Origin of the sequence: Mucilaginibacter sp. (assembly GCF_039207105.1) — a bacterium.
GTDB lineage: Bacteria > Bacteroidota > Bacteroidia > Sphingobacteriales > Sphingobacteriaceae > Mucilaginibacter.
In genome coordinates, this window is sequence record NZ_JBCECK010000277.1 from 1 (window position 1) to 3,337 (window position 3,337).

3 protein-coding genes and 2 pseudogenes are annotated in these 3,337 nt (G+C 44.4%); 4 read left to right on the forward strand and 1 reads right to left on the reverse strand.

Annotation, left to right across the window (positions count from 1 at the left end; all coding sequences use genetic code 11):
• The 4 genes and pseudogenes from AAGC65_RS25470 to AAGC65_RS25485 form a co-directional block, all read left to right on the forward strand.
• Positions 1 to 287 (forward strand): annotated as a pseudogene (locus AAGC65_RS25470) (homoserine kinase); the annotation flags it as partial.
• 209 nt (positions 288 to 496) lie between these two features.
• Positions 497 to 1,807, forward strand: coding sequence for a threonine synthase (gene thrC / locus AAGC65_RS25475; RefSeq protein WP_343115272.1), 1,311 nt, complete (start codon positions 497 to 499; stop codon positions 1,805 to 1,807).
• A 182-nt stretch (positions 1,808 to 1,989) separates the two neighbouring features.
• On the forward strand, positions 1,990 to 2,364 hold the full coding sequence (locus tag AAGC65_RS25480; protein WP_343115273.1) for a hypothetical protein: 375 nt from the start codon (positions 1,990 to 1,992) through the stop codon (positions 2,362 to 2,364).
• The gene (locus AAGC65_RS25485) at positions 2,361 to 2,966 is read left to right on the forward strand and encodes an HAD family phosphatase (protein ID WP_343115274.1); all 606 of its coding nucleotides are present in this window, start codon (positions 2,361 to 2,363) and stop codon (positions 2,964 to 2,966) included. Before AAGC65_RS25480 ends, AAGC65_RS25485 begins: the two co-directional genes overlap by 4 nt.
• A 201-nt stretch (positions 2,967 to 3,167) precedes the next feature.
• Here AAGC65_RS25485 and AAGC65_RS25490 read toward each other — a convergent pair.
• A pseudogene (locus AAGC65_RS25490) lies at positions 3,168 to 3,337 on the reverse strand (succinate dehydrogenase/fumarate reductase iron-sulfur subunit); the annotation flags it as partial.

The window sequence follows — 3,337 nt, forward strand, 5'->3', positions numbered from 1 at the left end:
ATATTGACCTGATAGGCCGCAGCATGAAAGATGTATTGGTTGAGCCTGTACGCTCTATGCTGATACCTGATTTTTATAAAATGCGCGAAATGGCTATGGGCATGGGCGCGGTAAGCTTTGGTATCTCCGGCTCGGGCCCATCGGTTTTTGCCTTCACTAAAGATGAGGAAACCGCCACACTTATTACCCAAAAACTACAACAACATTTAACCAGCCTTAAAATTGGTTCAAACACCTACGTGTCCCCTATCAACGATGGCGGACCGAAGGTACTGGCGAGATTTTAAGTCAAAATTCAAAAGTAAAAAGTCAAAAATATAACTCGTCCTTGCGTGGTACCAAGTAAGAGCCCCCTCTAAATCTCCCCCAAGGGAGGGGACTTAAAAAAGTATTTAAAAGCCCTCTCCAAAGGAGAGGGTTGAGGTGAGGCTTCTTATAGCAATGACGCGAGAAATCAATAAATCCGAAATCGAACATCCGATATCCGAAATCAAAAATGAAACTCTATAGCACCAACAATACCTTATCTGAAGTGTCTTTTAAAGACGCGGTTTTTAACAGCATGCCACAGGATAAAGGTTTATATATGCCTATCAGCATCCCCCGTTTAGATGCTGATTTTATCAACAACCTGGATAAATATACCCTGCCCGAGATCGCTTTCCGAGTGGCTCAGAATTTACTGGGTGATACCATCCCTGAAGCCGATCTGAAAGCGCTGATTGATGACGCCATTAACTTTGATGCCCCAATTGTAAAACTGGATGAGCATGTGCATGTGCTGGAACTTTTCCACGGGCCATCACTGGCGTTTAAAGATTTTGGCGCACGTTTCATGAGCCGCGTAATGAGCTACTTTTTAGAGGCCGGCGAAAAACAGCTGGACGTATTGGTAGCTACCAGCGGCGATACCGGTGGTGCTGTTGCCCTGGGCTTTTTGGGCGTGCCTAATACCCGTGTAACCATTTTATACCCTAAAGGCAAGGTAAGCGGCGTGCAGGAGCAGCAATTAACCACCAACGGCCAAAACATCCGCGCGCTGGAGGTTGATGGTACTTTTGATGATTGCCAGGCCCTGGTTAAGCAAGCCTTTACTGATGCTGAACTGAATGAAAAATTCCGCTTAACATCGGCTAACTCTATTAACATAGCCCGTTTGGTGCCCCAAACTTTTTACTATTTTAATGCCTATGCCCAGTTATTAAGGCAGGGTGTTAAGAAAGTGATATTCTCGGTTCCGAGCGGTAATTTTGGTAACATTGGTGCCGGTTTACTGGCCTGGAAAATGGGTTTGCCCGTAGAAAAATTCATTGCTGCTACCAATGTTAACGATACTGTTCCGGAGTTTTTAAAAACCGGTGTTTATCAACCTAAACCCTCAGTTGCTACACTGTCAAACGCGATGGATGTGGGTAACCCAAGCAACTGGGTACGTATTGCCGATCTGTTTAAGCAGGATATGGATGAGCTCAAAAAACTGGTTATCGGTTTTAAATATAATGATGAGGAAACGGTTAAGGCGATCAACTGGGTATTTGATGCCTACGGCTACGTAGTTTGCCCGCATACGGCCATTGCATGGCAGGCGCTGACCGATTATCAGCATGATCATAACAGTGCCGATACCGCCGGTGTGTTTTTATCAACCGCTCACCCTTGCAAGTTTCCGGATGTGTTCAACAAAGAAATGACCGCGAAGATCGAGATACCGGCATCTGTAAAAGAGCTGGCTTCAAGAACCAAATTGGCAGTGCCGCTTAGCAAAGATTTTTCTGATTTTAAGGCGTATTTACTGGGCGCTGAGTAAAATGGCATTATGTAAAACACATACGAAGTTTTTAAAACTTCGTATGTGTGTCTGATAACCGCGAACTCTACAAATCCCTCTGTAAAGTTCGCGATTGCCACGCTACGCTCGCAATGACATAATTCCCGATTGAATAAGAATATGAACAAAGCGCATTAAGTGATTCTTATTATATTTGATCAATGAAAATTGGTGATCTGTTCAATAAAAAGATACTCGTTTTGCCTGGGCTGGTACTAATAACTTTAACCGCCTGTAAACGACATACAAAATTTAACCGGGAAGATTGGGATTATGGTGATGGCCTGGAGTTCCCGTTCCGCAACAATATGGTTGACGATCTGTTGCAAAATCAAAAGCTTAAAGGATTAAAATACCAGGAAGTTATTCATTTGCTGCACCGCCCGCAGCTGAGCAACTCTACCGAAATGGTTTATGATATTGATGAATACAATAAGCCTAAAAAGCCACGGTATGTTAAAAAACTGATCCTGAGCCTGAAAGATTCGGTAGTTACGGATGCTAAAATTTACGAGCACACGGATAAAAAGAAATGATAAATACCATCATATTTGACCTTGGCGCGGTTTTGATTGACTGGAACCCGCACTACATGTACCGCACCCTGTTTGCCGACGAGCAGGAAATGAAAAACTTCCTGGCCGAGGTTTGTACCTCCGACTGGAACGAGGAACAGGATGCCGGTCGCTCCTTACAGGAAGGTACAGACTTACTTGTGGCTCAGTTCCCGCAGCACGAGGCCAATATTCGCGCGTTTTACGGCCGCTGGAGCGAGATGCTGGGCGAACCCTTTTATGGTACTGTAGCTATTTTTAAGCAGCTTAAAGCAAGCGGCAAATACAAAATTTACGCACTCACCAATTGGTCGGCAGAAACTTTTCCGGTAGCACTGGAGCGCTATGATTTTTTGAGCTGGTTTGATGGCATCGTAGTTTCGGGCACCGAAAAAATGCGTAAGCCTGCTCCCGAGTTTTACCAGATACTGCTTGACCGTTACGCCGTAAATGCAGGCGAAGCTTTATTTATTGATGATAATTACCGCAACATAGTAGCCGCCGAAAAGGTGGGTATTAAAAGCATTCACTTTACCTCGGCAGAGCAGTTGGAGGCGGAGCTGAAAGACCTGGAAGTATTGTAATAATCAACTTTGTCATTATTTTAAAACACCACCATGTCTTCGCGAGGAGGAACGACGAAGCAACCGCGAACTATGCAAATCTTCTCTGCGCTGTTCGCGATTGCCACGCTACGCTCGCAATAACACAAAGAAACAACATTCATAAACAAAACGGGCTTTGAAAATCTCCAAAGCCCGTTTTGTTTATAGTGTTATCAGCGATTAAGCACCGCCATGTTGTTCTTCATGGATAGCTTCTTCCCTGAATAATTTTGCGCTGAAAAAATCATTGTTCATGCGCGCAATGTTGGTAAGCTTAATTTCTTTAGGGCATTCAGCTTCGCAGGCACCGGTGTTGGTACAGCTGCCAAATCCTTCTTCGTCCATTTGGG